Here is a 16,259-nt window from a genome sequence, read left to right as displayed (position 1 = left end):
TGTCAACGCACGTCTATGACGCGGCGATATCTGCGAGCGGCCGGCCAAGGTCGCCGGCAGCCGTCACCGCGATGCGCTCAAGCCCGAGCCAGCCCTGCATCTGCTTCAATTCCTCGAAGAGTTCGGCAGCGGTTTGTGGCGGGGCGCCGGGCTCCGCATAGGCGGCATGGACGCGCAATACGCCGGCCGGACGGTCGGCCCTGAGGTCGACGCGCCCGACGATGCTGTCGCCGAGCAGGAACGGCAGCACATAATAGCCATACCGGCGCTTTTCGGCCGGCGTGTAGATCTCGATGCGGTAGTGGAAGTCGAACAATCGCTCGGTGCGCGACCGCTCGAAGACCACGGGATCGAACGGCGCAAGCAAGGCGCGCGCCTCGATCCTGCGCGGCAAACGGACGTTCTTATGGAGATAGGCTGTTTTGCTCCAGCCGTCGACGCTCACCGGCAACAGCTCGCCAGCCTCGACCAGCTCCTCGATGCGGCCCTTAATATCGGCGGGCGAGAGGCGGAAATAGTCGCGCAGGTCGCCTGCCGTGGCGACGCCATGGGCGCGGGCGGAGATGCGCAGCAATTCGCGGTGGGCGTCCTCGGGGCAGGGAACCGGTAGAGCGAGTATCGCGGGCGGCAGTACGCGCTCCGGCAGATCGTAGAACCGTTCGAAGCCGCGGCGATGCGCGGTGGTGATGCGGCCGGCCCAGAACAGCCATTCGAAGGCGTGCTTGGCATGGCTCCAGCCCCACCAGCCGCCCGAACCCTTCTGGCCTTCGAAAGCCGACGCCGCGATCGGGCCTCGTTCGGCGACCTCGCGATAGATGTCTTCGATATAGGCGGCGTGCTCGCGGCCCCATTTGGCCAGTCCGCTGTACATTTCCTCGCCGCGCTCGGCCCGCTGCATGCGCCAGCGCATCAGCGGATAGGTCTCGACCGGCAGGAAGGAGGCTTCGTGCGCCCAATATTCAAAGACCATGCGCTTGCGCGTTATGGCGGCGTCGTCGAGCAGCGCCAGCTTGTAGGGGCCAAGCCGCGAATAGAGCGGCATGTAGTGGGCGCGCACCACGGCGCTGACGGAATCGATCTGCAGCAGGCCGGTACGGGCAAGCACGCGGGCCAGATGTCGGCGGTCGGGTGTACCGGCGGGTCGGGGGTCATTGAATCCCTGTGCCGCCAGCGCGATGCGGCGGGCCATGCGAAGTGAGATTTTTTCCTTCATCAATGCGGGTATCCTGATGATGCCGGACAGAGAAGAGAATCTGTGATTCCGCGCCATGCTAGCAGGGTTTTGGCGGTATCCATGTCAGGAGAGAAAAGTGGAGTGAAAAGTGAAAGAAATCAAACAGGAGCGGATCTGACCAGTTTTCCCGGATATGCCGCCCAGTACCGCGATTTGAACAAGGTTTGACTTGCTTCGCCGAAAGCGCTGCGCTAACCCTCGCCGCGTTGCAGCATAGAGCCCCCTTAAAACGGTTCAGTGGTTAAACTGTCACGCTTCCGCAAGTGGGTCCGGTGCTGTAATCAGAGTGGATTGGCCGCCAACGGAAACTGCAGCATGAACGCACTTTTAGGTTCGTACCTGCCCATCGTCCTGTTCATCGGCGTGGCGCTGGTGGTCGGGCTGGCGCTGCTTGCCGCACCCTTCCTGGTGGCCTACCGCAACCCCGATCCGGAAAAGCTTTCGGCCTATGAATGCGGCTTCAACTCGTTCGACGATGCGCGCATGAAGTTCGACATCCGCTTCTACTTGGTGTCGATCCTGTTCATCATCTTCGATCTGGAGGTAGCCTTCCTGTTTCCTTGGGCGGTGTCGTTCAGCCAGATCGGCATGCTCGGTTTTTGGTCGATGATGGTGTTTTTGGCGGTGCTGACCATCGGCTTTGCCTATGAATGGAAAAAAGGAGCGCTGGAATGGGATTGAACGACAGTTCCGGCACGCTCGTCGCGCCGAAGCCCAAGGGCCTCATCGACCCCAACACCGGCAGGCCGGTGGGGGAGGATGATCCGTTCTTCCTGGAGATCAACAACGAGCTCGCCGACAAGGGCTTTCTCGTCACCTCGACCGAGGCGCTGATCACCTGGGCGCGCAGCGGCTCGCTGATGTTCATGACCTTCGGTCTCGCCTGCTGCGCGGTCGAGATGATCCATACCTCGATGCCGCGCTATGACTCCGAGAGGTTCGGTGTCGCGCCGCGCGCGTCTCCGCGTCAGTCCGACATCATGATCGTTGCCGGCACGCTGACCAACAAGATGGCGCCGGCGCTGCGCAAGGTCTACGATCAGATGCCGGAGCCGCGCTACGTCATCTCGATGGGCTCCTGCGCCAATGGCGGCGGCTATTATCATTATTCCTATTCGGTGGTGCGCGGCTGCGACCGCATCGTGCCGGTCGACATCTACGTGCCCGGCTGCCCGCCGAGCGCCGAAGCGCTGCTCTACGGCATCCTTCTCCTGCAGAAGAAGATCCGCCGCACCGGCACGATCGAACGGTGAGCGGCATGACCCAGGCGTTGAATGACCTCTCGACCTATCTGGGCGAGAAGCTGACCGGCCGGATCGGCGAGGCGGTGTTTGCCTATGGCGAACTCACCATCTCGGTCGAACCGCGCGACCTGATCGAGGCAGTGACCTTCCTGCGCGACGACCCGAAATGCCAGTTCATCTCGATCATCGATGTCTGCGGCGCCGATTATCCGTCGCGGGCAAAGCGCTTCGACGTCGTCTATCATTTGCTGTCGCCGAGGCAGAATATCCGCATCCGCATCAAGGTCCAGGCCGACGAAGAGACGCTGGTGCCGTCGATCACCGGCATATATCCCGGCGCCGACTGGTTCGAGCGCGAAACCTACGATCTCTATGGCGTGCTGTTTTCGGGTCATCCCGATCTGCGGCGGATTCTGACCGACTACGGCTTCGAAGGCCATCCGCTGCGCAAGGACTTTCCGCTGACCGGCTTCGTCGAGGTGCGCTACGACGACGAGGCCAAGCGCGTCATCTACGAGCCGGTGGAGCTCAAGCAGGAATTCCGCAATTTCGATTTTCTGTCCCCATGGGAAGGCACGGATTATGTTCTGCCGGGGGACGAGAAGGCGAAACAGTGAGTAGTGAGTAGTGAGTAGGAATTGGAAAAAAGGATCGAATCTTATCGCGACCTGAAGGTGTGGCAATCGGCGATGGTGCTTGCTGAAGATTGTTACCGCATCAGTAAAGGGTTTCCGAAGGAGGAGATCTACGGCATGACCTCGCAGATGCGCCGATCGGCGGTTTCGATCGCAGCCAACGTCGCGGAGGGATACGGTCGAGAAAACAGAGGTTCGTTCGTTCAATTTTTGCGCATGGCGCAAGGTTCGTTGAAGGAACTGGAAACGCACATTTTGCTGGCATGCCGGGTTGGGCTGCTACGAAAAGACGATGAGATTGAACTGCTACTGCGATGCGAAGAGATTGGAAAAATGACGAGATCTCTTATCCGGACGGTGCAGGCCAAGCAGGCGGAATGAAGCAGGCATTGAGGTTGATGATCACTACTCACTACTCACTACTGACTCTTCGCCAGAGGCGCCTCCATGGCTGAAACCTCCGTTCGCAACTTCAATATCAACTTTGGCCCGCAACACCCTGCAGCGCATGGTGTTTTGCGGTTGGTTCTTGAACTCGACGGCGAAGTCGTCGATCGCGTCGACCCGCATATCGGACTTTTGCACCGCGGCACGGAAAAGCTGATCGAGCACAAGACTTATCTGCAGGCGGTGCCTTATCTCGACCGGCTCGATTATTGCGCGCCGATGAACCAGGAACATGCCTTCGCGCTCGCAGCCGAGCGGCTGCTCGGCATCGAGGTGCCGAAGCGCGGGCAGCTTATTCGAGTTCTCTACTCTGAGATCGGCCGCATCATGTCGCACATCCTCAATGTGACGACGCAGGCGATGGATGTCGGTGCACTGACGCCGCCGCTATGGGGCTTCGTCGAGCGCGAAAAGCTGATGGTGTTCTATGAGCGTGCCAGCGGCTCGCGCATGCATGCGGCCTATTTCCGGCCGGGCGGTGTGCATCAAGACCTGCCGCAGAAGCTGATCGAGGACATCGGCAAGTGGATCGACCCGTTCCTGAAGTCGATCGACGACCTCGACGCGCTTTTGACCGGCAACCGTATTTTCAAGCAGCGCAATGTCGACATTGCCACTGTCTCCCTGGCGGACGCCTGGGCCTGGGGGTTTTCCGGCGTCATGGTGCGCGGCTCGGGTGCGCCGTGGGACCTGCGCAAATCGCAACCCTACGAATGCTATGCCGAGCTGGATTTCGACATTCCGGTCGGCAAGAACGGCGACTGTTTCGACCGTTATCTGGTGCGCATGGAAGAGATGCGGCAGTCGGCGAAAATCATGCGCCAGTGCGTCGACCTGTTGCTCGGCAAGGAGGGCGGCGGGCCGGTGTCGAACCTCGACGGCAAGGTGGTGCCGCCGAAGCGCGCGGCGATGAAGCGCTCGATGGAAGCGCTGATCCATCACTTCAAGCTCTACACCGAAGGCTACCGCGTTCCAGCCGGCGAGGTCTATGCCGCGGTCGAGGCGCCGAAGGGCGAGTTCGGCGTCTATCTCGTCTCCGACGGCACCAACAAGCCCTACCGCTGCAAGCTGCGCGCGCCGGGCTTTGCGCATCTGCAAGCCATGGACTTTTTGTGCCGCGGCCACATGCTGGCCGACGTCACCGCGGTTCTCGGCTCCCTCGACATCGTGTTTGGTGAGGTCGATCGCTAAATGTCAGTCCGCCGTCTCGCAGAAGCCAGCCTCCAGCCAGCCGCCTTTGCCTTCAACCGGGCGAATGCGGCAGCGGCGAAGCAGTGGATCAAGAAATATCCGAAGGGGCGAGAGCAATCCGCGATCATCCCCTTGCTCATGCTGGCGCAGGAGCAGGAAGGCTGGGTGACCAAGGCGGCGATCGAGGCGATCTCCGACATGCTCGGCATGCCCTATATCAGAGGGCTGGAAGTCGCCACCTTCTATACGCAATACCAGCTCAATCCGGTCGGCAGCCGCGCCCATATCCAGGTCTGCGGCACCACACCCTGCATGCTGCGCGGCTCGGAAGCGCTGATGGATGTGTGCCGCTCGAAGATCCATCACGACCAGTTCCACACCAACGACAAAGGCACGCTGTCGTGGGAGGAGGTCGAGTGCCTCGGCGCCTGCGTCAACGCGCCGATGGTGATGATATTCAAGGACACCTATGAGGATTTGACGCCGGAGCGGCTTGCCGAGATCATCGACCTTTATGACGCCGGCAAGGGCGCTACGGTGGAACCGGGACCGCAAAACGGCCGCGTCACTTCCGAGCCGGCCAGTGGCCTGACGACCCTTAAGAGTGAAAAGGCGATCCTCAAGGCGACCCGCGACCGGGAAACCAGGGCCGCGACCAAGGCCGCCAAGGAAGCGGCGCCGGCGGCTTACGCCGCAGCGCCGGTTCCGCCTGCTGCCGCGCCTGCACCGGCGCCAGTTGCGCCCTCGAATGCCAGCAAGCCGAAGACCGATGCGGTCGAGACCAGCCCGGCGCTGAAATCGCCGTCGGCGACAAAAGTCGCGCCAACGGCGGAGAAGGCGGCGAGCGTTGCAGCGCCTCTGCATTCGGCCGCCAATGCCAACAAGGCCGAGCCGCAGGTCGAGGACGTCTCGAAACAGCGCAAAGGCTCCAAGAACAAGGCCGAGCCGGCGTCTGCTTTCAAAGCGCCGGAGGCCAAGGTTAAACCAGCGAAGGCTGCCGCCGAAGCGGCCAAGCCGTCGCCCGGAAACAAGAGCCGGCCGACCGGCAAGAAGCCGGTCTGAGGAACGAGCAATGCTTCAGGACAGAGACCGCATCTTCAACAACATCTACGGCCGCTTCGACAAGTCGCTGGCCGGCGCCATGGCGCGCGGCGCCTGGGACAACACGCCCGGCATCATCGCCAAGGGGCGCGAGTGGATCGTCAACGAGATGAAGGCATCGGGCCTGCGCGGCCGCGGCGGCGCCGGCTTCCCGACCGGGCTCAAATGGTCGTTCATGCCCAAGCAGAGCGACGGCCGGCCGAGTTATCTCGTCGTCAATGCCGACGAGTCCGAACCCGGCACCTGCAAGGACCGCGATATATTGCGCCACGATCCGCATACGCTGGTCGAGGGCTGCCTGATCGCCGGCTTCGCCATGGGCGCGGTCGCCGCCTACATCTACGTGCGCGGCGAGTTCATCCGCGAGCGCGAGGCGCTGCAACTCGCCATCGACGAGGCCTATGCGGCCAAGCTGATCGGCAAGAACAATACCTCCGGCTACGATTTCGACATCTACATGCACCATGGCGCCGGCGCCTATATCTGTGGCGAGGAAACGGCGCTGCTCGAAAGCCTCGAAGGCAAGAAAGGCCAGCCGCGGCTGAAGCCGCCGTTTCCGGCCAATGTCGGCCTCTATGGCTGCCCGACGACGGTCAACAACGTCGAGTCCATCGCCGTGGCGCCAACCATTCTGCGCCGCGGTGCGGCCTGGTTCTCGTCCTTCGGCCGGCCCAACAATGCCGGCACCAAGCTGTTCTGCATCTCCGGCCACGTCAACAATCCGTGCACCGTCGAAGAGGCGATGTCGATCCCGTTCCGCGAACTGATCGAGACGCATTGCGGCGGCATCCGCGGCGGCTGGGACAATCTGCTGGCGGTCATTCCGGGCGGCGCCTCGGTGCCGTTGGTGCCGGCCGAGCAGATCATCGACGCGCCGATGGATTTCGATGCGCTGCGCGACCTGAAATCGGGCCTCGGCACCGCGGCTGTCATCGTCATGGACAAATCGACCGATATCGTGAAAGCGATCGCGCGGCTGTCCTACTTCTACAAGCATGAGAGCTGCGGCCAGTGCACGCCCTGCCGTGAGGGCACGGGCTGGATGTGGCGGGTGATGGAACGGCTGGTGCGCGGCGAGGCGCAGAAGCGCGAGATCGACATGCTGCTCGACGTGACCAAGCAGGTCGAGGGCCACACGATCTGCGCTCTGGGCGATGCGGCGGCATGGCCGATCCAGGGCCTGATGCGGCATTTCCGCGGCGAGGTGGAGCGGCGCATCGACGAGTTCTCGCGCAACGCACACCGCGCCGAACCGGTGCTGGCGGCGGCGGAATAGAAGAATTCAAAAAATGCGGGCGAATGCCCGAAACGAGGAAACGAGCGCGGGGCAGACGGAAACGACCAGGAGACCACCTATGTCGCTGTTTTCGATACCCGACGATTTGACGCCCGATGGGGACCCGTTCTTGAAGATGAACCAGGACCTGACCAGGACAATGCCGAAGGAGATGGCCAGCGCCGTCAATCTCCTGGCGCATCCTGTCGCCGGCGCGGCGGCGATGACGGCACTCGGCATCGGGCTTGCCAACCACGCCTTTGGCGTCTGGATGGGCGTGCTTTCAGGCGTGGCCGAGACCTCGCAGCGGCTTTGGCAGCCGGTCACCGAGGATTTCGAGGCCCGGACCGAACGCGTTTCCGCGACCGGCAAAAGCTCCTCGACCAAGGCGCGCGCAGCCACCAAAACCCTGATTGCCGAGGCGCAGTCCTTCGCTAATGACGTGACCGACATTGCAACAAGCACTGCGGCGCGGAGCGTGGCGAATGCCAGCACCGTTGCAGCGGATGCGTCGGCCGGGCTGATGCCGGAAGATTTCAAGCAGCCCAAGCCGATGGACCGGCCAGCCGTGCCCGCCGACCTCAAGGCAATATCGGGCATCGGGCCGAAACTGGAAAAGGTGCTGAACGGCCTTGGCATCTGGACATACGCCCAGATTGCCGCGTGGACGCCGCAAGAGATCGCCTGGGTCGAAGATTACCTGTCGTTGAAGGGCCGTATCGGCCGTGACGGCTGGATCGGTCAGGCGGCCGCATTGGCCGGGGCCAAAAATTGAATTCAATACCGTGCGCGGTGTCGGCTGCGCCCGGAAGGAAAGATTGCGGAACGTCCGCAGGGGTTTGAGGCGAAATGGCAAAGCTCAAGGTCGACGGGAAAGAGATCACTGTACCCGACCACTACACGCTGCTGCAGGCGGCCGAGGACGCCGGTGCGGAAGTGCCGCGCTTCTGCTTCCACGAGCGGCTGTCGATCGCCGGCAATTGCCGCATGTGCCTGATCGAGGTGAAGGGCGGCCCGCCCAAGCCGCAGGCGTCCTGCGCCATGGGCGTGCGCGACCTGCGCCCCGGTCCGAACGGCGAGCCGCCGGAAATCTTCACCAACACGCCGATGGTCAAGAAGGCCCGCGAAGGCGTGATGGAATTCCTGCTGATCAACCATCCGCTGGACTGCCCGATCTGCGATCAGGGCGGCGAGTGCGACCTGCAGGACCAGGCGATGGCGTTCGGCGTCGATTCCTCACGCTACCACGAGAACAAGCGGGCGGTCGAAGACAAGTATATCGGGCCGCTGGTCAAGACGATCATGAACCGCTGCATCCATTGCACGCGCTGCGTCCGCTTCACCACCGAGATTGCGGGCATATCCGAGCTCGGCCTGATCGGCCGCGGCGAGGATGCCGAGATCACCACCTATCTCGAAAGCGCAATGACTTCGGAACTGCAGGGCAATGTCATCGACCTTTGCCCGGTCGGTGCGCTGACCTCCAAACCCTACGCCTTCCAGGCACGGCCTTGGGAACTGACCAAGACCGAGTCCATCGACGTGATGGACGCCGTCGGCTCGGCGATCCGCGTCGATAGCCGGGGCCGCGAAGTGATGCGCATCCTGCCGCGTACCAACGAGGCGGTGAACGAGGAGTGGATTTCCGACAAGACCCGCTTTATCTGGGACGGCCTGCGCACGCAGCGCCTCGACCGGCCCTATGTGCTCAAGGACGGCAGACTGGCCCCGGCAAGCTGGGCGGAGGCTTTTGCCGCGATCAAGGAAGCGGTGTCGAATGCCGCACCCGAAAAGATCGGCGCCATTGCCGGCGATCTCGCAGCCGTCGAGGAGATCTACGCGCTGAAGCTTCTGATGGCTTCGCTCGGCTCGAGGAACACCGACTGCCGCCAGGACGGTGCCGCACTCGATCCGTCGCTCGGCCGGGCCAGCTATGTCTTCAACCCGACCATCGAAGGCATCGAACAGGCCGATGCGGTGCTGATCATCGGCGCCAATCCGCGCTTCGAGGCATCCCTGCTCAACGCCCGCATCCGCAAGCGCTGGCGGGCCGGCAATCTGCCGGTCGGCGTCATCGGCGATGTCGGCGATACGCGCTATGATTACGAGCAGCTCGGCGCCGGACCGGAATCGCTGAAGGATCTGGCCGACGGCAACGGCAAGTTCTTCCATCTGCTAAAGAAGGCGACGCATCCGCTGATCATCGTCGGCCAGGGTGCGCTGGCGCGTCCGGACGGCGCGGCCGTGCTCGGCCAGGCGGCGAAGCTCGCCGTCGCAGTCAACGCCGCTAGGGCCGATTGGAACGGCTTTGCCCTGCTGCACACCGCCGCGGCACGCGTCGGCGGCCTCGATGTCGGCTTCGTACCGGGCGAGGGCGGCAGGAATGTCGCCGGCATGCTGGGCGAGACCGACGTGCTGTTCCTGCTCGGCGCCGACGAAATCGACATGGCCAAGACCGGCGGCGCTTTCGTCGTCTATATCGGCACGCATGGCGACGAGGGCGCGCATCGCGCCAACGTCATCCTGCCGGGCGCCGCCTATACCGAGAAGTCGGGCACCTTCGTCAACACCGAAGGCCGCGTGCAGCAGACCAACCGTGCCGGCTTCGCGCCCGGCGAAGCGCGCGAGGACTGGGCGATCCTTCGGGCACTGTCGGATGTGCTCGGCAAGAAGCTGCCGTTCGATTCGCTGCAGCAACTGCGCGCAAAGCTCTATGCGCAATACCCGCATCTTGCCCGCGTCGACCATGTCGCGGCCGGCGACCCGGCCGACATCGCCAGGGTTGCCAAGCTCGGCGGTCGGCTGAACAAGGGCACCTTCACCTCGCCGGTCAAGGATTTCTACCTGACCAATCCGATCGCGCGGGCTTCCGCGGTGATGGCCGAATGCTCGGCTTTGGCGAAAAACGGCTTCAGGCAGGCGGCGGAGTAGACATGGACACTTTCTTCTCCTTCTACGTGCTGCCGGCGCTGCTGATCCTTTTGAAGTCGGTCGTGCTGATCGTCGTTCTGTTGATCTTCGTCGCCTATGTGCTTTATGCCGACCGCAAGATCTGGGCGGCGGTGCAATTGCGCCGCGGCCCGAACGTCGTCGGCCCGTGGGGCACACTGCAGGCCTTCGCCGATCTGCTGAAATTCGTGTTCAAGGAGCCGGTGATCCCGTCCGGCGCCAACAAGGGCGTTTTCCTGCTGGCGCCCTTGGTCTCGGCGGTGCTGGCGATCTCGGCCTGGGCGGTGATCCCGGTCAATGAGGGCTGGGCGATCGCCAACGTCAATGTCGGCATCCTCTATGTCTTCGCCATCTCCTCGCTCGAGGTCTATGGCGTGATCATGGGCGGCTGGGCGTCCAATTCGAAATACCCGTTCCTTGGCGCGCTGCGCTCGGCGGCGCAGATGGTGTCCTACGAAGTCTCCATCGGTTTCGTCATCGTCACCGTGCTGCTTTGCGTCGGCTCGCTCAACCTGTCCGACATCGTCTTGTCGCAGCAGGACGGGCTGGGCACGCGGCTCGGCCTGCCCAACACCTTCCTCGACTGGCATTGGCTGTCGCTGTTCCCGATGTTCATCGTCTTCTTCATCTCGGCGTTGGCCGAGACCAACCGGCCGCCCTTCGACCTTGTGGAAGCCGAATCGGAACTCGTCGCCGGCCACATGGTCGAATATTCGTCGACGCCGTTCCTGCTGTTCTTCCTCGGCGAATATGTCGCCGTGGTCCTGATGTGCGCGCTGGCCACCATCCTGTTCCTCGGCGGCTGGCTGCCGCCCTTCAACTTCGCGCCGTTCACCTGGGTGCCGGGGCTGATCTGGTTCGTGCTCAAGGTCTGCCTGGTGTTCTTCATGTTCTCGATGGTGAAGGCGTTCGTGCCGCGCTATCGCTACGACCAGCTGATGCGGCTCGGCTGGAAGGTCTTCCTACCGATCTCGCTGTTCATGGTGGTCGCCACCGCCGCTTTCCTAAAGATCACGGGGTTTGCCTGATGTCTGCATTATCCCAGGCCGCCAAGTCACTGCTTTTGCAGGATTTCGTCAGCGCTTTCTTCCTGTCGATGCGCCAGTTCTTCGCGCCGAAGGAGACGATCAACTATCCGCATGAGAAGGGACCGGTCAGCCCGCGCTTCCGCGGCGAGCATGCGCTGCGCCGTTATCCGAACGGCGAGGAACGCTGCATCGCCTGCAAATTGTGCGAGGCGATCTGCCCGGCGCAGGCCATCACCATCGAAGCCGGCCCACGCCGCAATGACGGCACGCGGCGCACCGTGCGCTACGACATCGATATGGTGAAATGCATCTATTGCGGCTTCTGCCAGGAAGCCTGCCCGGTCGACGCCATCGTCGAGGGGCCGAATTTCGAGTTCGCGACGGAGACGCGCGAGGAACTTTATTACGACAAGGACAGGCTTCTGGCCAATGGCGACCGCTGGGAGCGTGAGCTGGCGCGCAACATCTCGCTGGATGCGCCTTACCGCTGATATTTGATGCATGAACGGGGCGAGGGCCTCGTTCAGAGGATGATCCCGAAAAGTTGCATACTTTTCGGACAAGATCATCCTCCGGAATGAAAGAGTGTCGCATGTTTTCTTTTCGATCGGGTCTTTCAACCCGATCGGAACATGCGATAGGAACACGCAACTTGCCGACCGGAGGCGGTGGCAAAAAACAGGACGAACGTCCTGTTTGGACAGGAAACCCGGGGGAACCCATGCTGAGTGGACTAGAGGCGGCCTTTTTCTACCTCTTCGCCTTTGTCGCGGTGGCATCGGCGTTCATGGTCATTTCGGCGCGCAATCCCGTGCATTCTGTGCTGTTTCTGATCCTGACCTTCTTCAACGCCGCCGGCCTGTTCATGCTGACCGGCGCCGAGTTCCTGGCGATGATCCTGCTCGTCGTCTATGTCGGCGCCGTGCTGGTGCTGTTCCTGTTCGTCGTCATGATGCTCGACGTTGACTTCGCCGAAATGAAGGAAGGCGCCCTGCAATATGCACCGATCGGCGCGCTGGTCGGGCTGATCCTGGCGGCGGAGCTGATCGTGGTGCTCGGCGGCTATACATTCGCGCCGAAACTGGCGGCGATGGTCGCCAAGCCCATTCCGGACCTGGCCGCGCGCTCGAACACGGCAGCGCTCGGCGACATCCTCTATACGGATTACCTCTATTACTTCCAGATCGCCGGCCTGGTGCTGCTGGTCGCCATGATCGGCGCCATCGTGCTGACGCTGCGCCATAAGCCGGGCGTCAAGCGGCAGTCGATCGCCGCCCAGGTCGGCCGCACGGCGGCAACCGGAGTGGAAATCCGCAAGGTCAAGACGGGCGAAGGAGTCTGAAATGGTCGTCGGCATCGCGCACTACCTGACCGTATCGGCGATCCTGTTCACGCTCGGCGTGTTCGGCATCTTCCTGAACCGCAGGAACGTCATCGTCATCCTGATGTCGATCGAGCTGATCCTGCTTGCGGTCAACATCAATTTCGTCGCCTTTTCGGCGGCGCTCGGCGATTTGGTCGGCCAGGTGTTCGCACTGTTCGTGCTGACGGTCGCGGCGGCCGAAGCGGCGATCGGCCTTGCCATTCTCGTCGTCTTCTTCCGCAACCGCGGCTCGATCGCGGTCGAAGACGTGAACATGATGAAGGGTTGACGGAACCACCATGTATCAGGCCATCGTCTTCCTTCCGCTGCTCGGCTTCCTGATCGTCGGCCTGTTCGGCACTTCGCTGGGGGCCAAGGCTTCCGAATACATCACCTCCGGCTTCCTGGTGATCGCGGCAGTGCTGTCGTGGGTTGCCTTCTTCTCGGTCGGCTTCGGCGGCGGCGAGGTGTTCACCGTGCCGGTACTGCGCTGGATCCAGTCAGGCGGCCTCGAAGCGTCGTGGGCGCTGCGGATCGATACGCTGACCGTGGTGATGCTGGTCGTCGTCAATACGGTGTCGGCGCTGGTCCATATCTACTCGATCGGCTACATGCATCACGACCCGGACCGGCCGCGCTTCTTCGCCTATCTGTCGCTGTTCACCTTCGCCATGCTGATGCTGGTGACGGCCGACAACCTCGTGCAGATGTTCTTCGGCTGGGAAGGCGTCGGCCTTGCCTCCTATCTGCTGATCGGCTTCTGGTACAAGAAGCCGTCGGCCAATGCAGCTGCGATCAAGGCCTTCGTCGTCAACCGCGTCGGCGATTTCGGCTTTGCGCTCGGCATATTCGGCGTGTTCGTGCTGTTCGGCTCGGTCAATCTCGGCACCATCTTCGCCAATGCGGCGACGTTCATTCCGGCGGAAGGCGCGCCGCAAGGCGCGGCCGTACTGACCTTCCTCGGCTATGCGCTTGATAAGCAGGCCGCGATGACGGTTGTCTGCCTGCTCCTGTTCATGGGCGCCATGGGCAAGTCGGCGCAGGTGCCGCTGCACACCTGGCTCCCGGATGCCATGGAGGGCCCGACGCCGGTCTCGGCACTGATCCATGCCGCCACCATGGTGACGGCAGGCGTGTTCATGCTGGCGCGGCTGTCGCCGCTATTCGAGCTGTCGCATTCGGCACTGACGGTGGTCACCTTCATCGGCGCCTTCACCGCCTTCTTCGCGGCGACAGTCGGTCTTGTCCAGAACGACATCAAGCGCGTCATCGCCTATTCGACCTGTTCGCAGCTCGGCTACATGTTCGTGGCGCTCGGCGTCGGCGCCTATGGCGCGGCGATTTTCCATCTGTTCACCCACGCCTTCTTCAAGGCGCTGCTGTTCCTCGGCTCGGGCTCGGTCATCCACGCCGTCTCCGACGAGCAGGACATGCGCAAAATGGGTGGCCTAAGGACGCTGATCCCGACGACTTACTGGATGATGGTGATCGGCACGCTGGCGCTGACCGGTGTCGGCATTCCGGTAACGATCATCGGCACGGCCGGCTTCTTTTCCAAGGACGCCATCATCGAAGCGGCCTTCGCCGGCCACAATGCGGTCGCCGCATTTGCCTTCATATTGCTGGTCATTGCTGCCTGCTTCACCTCCTTCTACTCCTGGCGGCTGATCTTCATGACCTTCCACGGCGAGCCGCGGGCCAGCCACGAGGTCATGCACCATGTCCATGAATCGCCGCCGGTCATGCTGGTGCCGCTGTTCATCCTGGCGGCTGGCGCGCTGCTCGCCGGTGTGATCTTCCACGGCGCCTTCATCGGCGAGGGCTATGCCGAATTCTGGAAGGCGTCGCTGTTCACGCTGCCGGACAACCAGATCCTGCACGAAATCCACGAAGTGCCGTTATGGGTCGAGTTGTCGCCGTTCATCGCCATGCTGATCGGCTTTGCGATAGCCTGGCAGTTCTATGTTCGCGCGCCGGAAATGCCTCGGAGCGTCGCTGCCAACCATCGCCTGCTCTACGCCTTCCTGCTCAACAAATGGTATTTCGACGAGCTCTACGACTTCCTGTTCGTGCGGCCGGCAAAGCGCCTCGGCCACTTCCTGTGGAAGACCGGCGACGGCACCGTCATCGACGGACTCGGGCCGGACGGCATTTCGGCGCGCGTCGTCGACGTCACCAACCGGGTCGTCAAGCTGCAGACCGGCTATCTCTACCACTATGCCTTCGCCATGCTGATCGGCGTTGCCGCACTCGTCACCTGGATGATGCTCTGATGACCGCCTGGCCGATCCTATCGCTGGTCACCTTCCTGCCGCTGGTTGGTGTGCTGCTCATCCTTTTCGTGCGTGATGACAGCGAGAACGCGCGCCGCAACATCCGCGCCATCGCGCTTTTCACGACTGCGTTCACGTTTGTGATTTCGCTGTTTATCTGGACCGGCTTCGACAATTCGCAACCTGGCTTCCAGTTCGTCGAGAAGTTTGCCTGGCTGGATTCCGGCATCTCCTACCATATGGGCGTAGACGGCATCTCCATGCTGTTCGTCATCCTGACCACCTTCCTAATGCCGCTCTGCATTCTCGCCTCGTGGGAATCGATCGAGAAGCGCGTCAAAGCCTATATGATCGCCTTCCTGCTGCTCGAGACGCTGATGATCGGCGTGTTCTGTGCGCTCGACATCGTCTTGTTCTACGTCTTCTTCGAAGCCGGCCTTATCCCGATGTTCATCATCATCGGCGTGTGGGGCGGCAAGCGGCGCGTCTATGCCTCGTTCAAGTTCTTCCTCTACACCCTGGCCGGCTCGGTGCTGATGCTGCTCGCCATCATGGCGATGTTCTTCCAGTCCGGCACCACCGATATCCCGACGCTTCTGACGCATAATTTCCCGGCCAATATGCAGACCTGGCTATGGCTTGCCTTCTTCGCGTCCTTTGCGGTGAAGATGCCGATGTGGCCGGTGCATACCTGGCTGCCGGACGCGCATGTCGAAGCACCGACGGCCGGCTCGGTGATCCTGGCCGCCATCCTGCTCAAGATGGGCGGGTACGGCTTCCTGCGTTTTTCGCTGCCGATGTTTCCGATCGCATCCGAAATGTTCGCGCCGCTGATCTTCACGCTTTCCGTCGTCGCCATCATCTACACCTCGCTGGTGGCGCTGATGCAGGAGGACATGAAGAAGCTGATCGCCTATTCGTCGGTCGCTCACATGGGCTTCGTTACCATGGGCATCTTCGCGATGAACCAGGAAGGCGTCCAGGGCTCGATCTTCCAGATGCTGTCGCACGGCCTGGTCTCCGGCGCGCTGTTCCTCTGCGTCGGCGTCGTCTACGACCGCATGCACACGCGTGACATCGACGCCTATGGCGGGTTGGTCAACAACATGCCGAAATATGCAACCGTGTTCATGATCTTCACCATGGCCAATGTCGGCCTGCCCGGCACCAGCGGCTTCGTCGGCGAGTTCCTGACCATGCTCGGCGTGTTCCGGGTCAACACCTGGGTGGCGTTCTTCGCCGCCACCGGCGTCATACTGTCGGCGGCCTATGCGCTCTGGCTCTACCGCAAGGTGATCTTCGGCGCACTGACCAAAGAAAGCCTGAAAGGTTTGCTCGACCTGTCGACGCGCGAAAAGGTGATCATCTATCCGCTGGTCGCGCTGGTCATCTTCTTTGGCGTCTATCCGGCGCCGATCTTCGACGCGACGGCCGAATCGGTCAAGGCGCTCGTTACCAATGTCACCGCATCCATCGGCGCCGCGCAGACCGCGGCGGCGAACTGACTGGGGGTTTGCG

The 16,259-nt window shown here is 62.3% G+C and carries 16 protein-coding genes; 15 read left to right on the top strand and 1 reads right to left on the bottom strand.

Annotated features, from left to right (window positions below):
* Nucleotides 1-13: 13 nt before the first annotated feature.
* Complete coding sequence (locus NKH42_RS18980; protein ID WP_352505864.1) at nucleotides 14-1,213, bottom strand: winged helix-turn-helix domain-containing protein; 1,200 nt, start codon at nucleotides 1,211-1,213, stop codon at nucleotides 14-16.
* Nucleotides 1,214-1,549: 336 nt separating this feature from the next.
* Here NKH42_RS18980 and NKH42_RS18975 point away from each other — a divergent pair, with 336 nt between their 5' ends.
* From NKH42_RS18975 to NKH42_RS18905, 15 genes are all read left to right on the top strand, one after another.
* Nucleotides 1,550-1,915 (top strand): NADH-quinone oxidoreductase subunit A, encoded by a 366-nt coding sequence (locus NKH42_RS18975; protein WP_023720750.1) that lies wholly within the window; start codon nucleotides 1,550-1,552, stop codon nucleotides 1,913-1,915.
* On the top strand, nucleotides 1,906-2,487 hold the full coding sequence (locus NKH42_RS18970; protein ID WP_023720749.1) for a NuoB/complex I 20 kDa subunit family protein: 582 nt from the start codon (nucleotides 1,906-1,908) through the stop codon (nucleotides 2,485-2,487). The genes NKH42_RS18975 and NKH42_RS18970 overlap by 10 nt, the downstream gene beginning before the upstream one ends.
* Nucleotides 2,488-2,492: 5 nt before the next feature.
* A complete protein-coding gene (locus tag NKH42_RS18965) occupies nucleotides 2,493-3,095 on the top strand; it encodes an NADH-quinone oxidoreductase subunit C (RefSeq protein ID WP_352505697.1) in 603 nt (200 codons plus the stop codon).
* Between the two features lie 21 nt (nucleotides 3,096-3,116).
* The gene (locus NKH42_RS18960) at nucleotides 3,117-3,494 is read left to right on the top strand and encodes a four helix bundle protein (RefSeq protein ID WP_352505698.1); all 378 of its coding nucleotides are present in this window, start codon (nucleotides 3,117-3,119) and stop codon (nucleotides 3,492-3,494) included.
* Between the two features lie 66 nt (nucleotides 3,495-3,560).
* Nucleotides 3,561-4,751, top strand: coding sequence for an NADH-quinone oxidoreductase subunit D (locus NKH42_RS18955; RefSeq protein WP_254818103.1), 1,191 nt, complete (start codon nucleotides 3,561-3,563; stop codon nucleotides 4,749-4,751).
* Nucleotides 4,752-5,813, top strand: coding sequence for an NADH-quinone oxidoreductase subunit NuoE (gene nuoE, locus NKH42_RS18950; RefSeq protein WP_352505699.1), 1,062 nt, complete (start codon nucleotides 4,752-4,754; stop codon nucleotides 5,811-5,813).
* 10 nt (nucleotides 5,814-5,823) lie between these two features.
* Nucleotides 5,824-7,128, top strand: a complete 1,305-nt coding sequence (gene nuoF / locus NKH42_RS18945) for an NADH-quinone oxidoreductase subunit NuoF (protein ID WP_352505700.1) — start codon at nucleotides 5,824-5,826, stop codon at nucleotides 7,126-7,128.
* A 79-nt stretch (nucleotides 7,129-7,207) separates the two neighbouring features.
* Complete coding sequence (locus NKH42_RS18940) at nucleotides 7,208-7,903, top strand: helix-hairpin-helix domain-containing protein (protein ID WP_352505701.1); 696 nt, start codon at nucleotides 7,208-7,210, stop codon at nucleotides 7,901-7,903.
* Nucleotides 7,904-7,977: 74 nt separating this feature from the next.
* A complete protein-coding gene (nuoG, locus tag NKH42_RS18935; protein ID WP_352974350.1) occupies nucleotides 7,978-10,059 on the top strand; it encodes an NADH-quinone oxidoreductase subunit NuoG in 2,082 nt (693 codons plus the stop codon).
* 2 nt (nucleotides 10,060-10,061) lie between these two features.
* Complete coding sequence (gene nuoH / locus NKH42_RS18930; RefSeq protein ID WP_292663045.1) at nucleotides 10,062-11,105, top strand: NADH-quinone oxidoreductase subunit NuoH; 1,044 nt, start codon at nucleotides 10,062-10,064, stop codon at nucleotides 11,103-11,105.
* Entirely contained in the window at nucleotides 11,105-11,596 is a 492-nt protein-coding gene (nuoI, locus tag NKH42_RS18925) for an NADH-quinone oxidoreductase subunit NuoI (RefSeq protein ID WP_023676622.1), read from the top strand. The genes nuoH and nuoI overlap by 1 nt, the downstream gene beginning before the upstream one ends.
* 230 nt (nucleotides 11,597-11,826) lie before the next feature.
* Complete coding sequence (locus tag NKH42_RS18920) at nucleotides 11,827-12,447, top strand: NADH-quinone oxidoreductase subunit J (protein WP_352505703.1); 621 nt, start codon at nucleotides 11,827-11,829, stop codon at nucleotides 12,445-12,447.
* A gap of 1 nt (nucleotide 12,448) precedes the next feature.
* Nucleotides 12,449-12,757: an NADH-quinone oxidoreductase subunit NuoK gene (gene nuoK, locus NKH42_RS18915; RefSeq protein WP_023676620.1), complete on the top strand. Its 309-nt coding sequence runs from the start codon at nucleotides 12,449-12,451 to the stop codon at nucleotides 12,755-12,757.
* 10 nt (nucleotides 12,758-12,767) lie between these two features.
* Nucleotides 12,768-14,741: an NADH-quinone oxidoreductase subunit L gene (gene nuoL, locus NKH42_RS18910; protein WP_352505704.1), complete on the top strand. Its 1,974-nt coding sequence runs from the start codon at nucleotides 12,768-12,770 to the stop codon at nucleotides 14,739-14,741.
* Complete coding sequence (locus tag NKH42_RS18905) at nucleotides 14,741-16,246, top strand: NADH-quinone oxidoreductase subunit M (protein ID WP_352450009.1); 1,506 nt, start codon at nucleotides 14,741-14,743, stop codon at nucleotides 16,244-16,246. Before nuoL ends, NKH42_RS18905 begins: the two co-directional genes overlap by 1 nt.
* Nucleotides 16,247-16,259: the final 13 nt, after the last annotated feature.

The organism is Mesorhizobium sp. M1142, assembly GCF_040318565.1.
Classification (GTDB): domain Bacteria; phylum Pseudomonadota; class Alphaproteobacteria; order Rhizobiales; family Rhizobiaceae; genus Mesorhizobium.
This window is presented reverse-complemented; position numbering and strand designations above follow the sequence as displayed.